Annotated in this window: 1 protein-coding gene; it reads left to right on the forward strand. The window is 63.4% G+C overall.

The annotated features are described in order from the left end of the window. Nucleotides 1-445 (forward strand): cadherin-like domain-containing protein (locus NQL71_RS29685; protein ID WP_274643793.1); only part of this gene is annotated, 445 nt, incomplete at both ends.

Here is a 445-nt window from a genome sequence, read left to right on the forward strand (position 1 = left end):
TTCGGTCAGCGGCCCGGGCGCGAGTGATGTGTTCACCTATACCCTGCGTGATGCCGACGGTGACGAAAGCACCACCACCATCACCATCGACGTGCACAACAGCTGCCTGGTAGCAGCCACCGACCAGGACGTAACCGTCTACGAAAATGCCCTGGAACAGCCGTGCAACCCCGGCGAAATTGCCAGCGGCACACTCGTGGGCGCGGTCCACGGCGGCAGCGGCGCCATCACCTACAGCCTGGTCAGCAATGCCGTTGGCACCTACGGCCAGCTGCTGCTGCACCCTGACGGCAGCTACACCTACACCCTGACGTCGCCGGCCAGCACCACACCGCCGGCCAACGATGGTGCCAACACCGTCCAGGAAAGTTTCACCTACCAGGCCACCGATGGCCTGGGCAACATCGCCACCAGCACCATCGTGGTCAACATCGTCGATGACGTA

The sequence above is a fragment of the Pseudomonas serbica genome, from assembly GCF_028823535.1.
Classification (GTDB): Bacteria; Pseudomonadota; Gammaproteobacteria; order Pseudomonadales; family Pseudomonadaceae; genus Aquipseudomonas; species Aquipseudomonas serbica.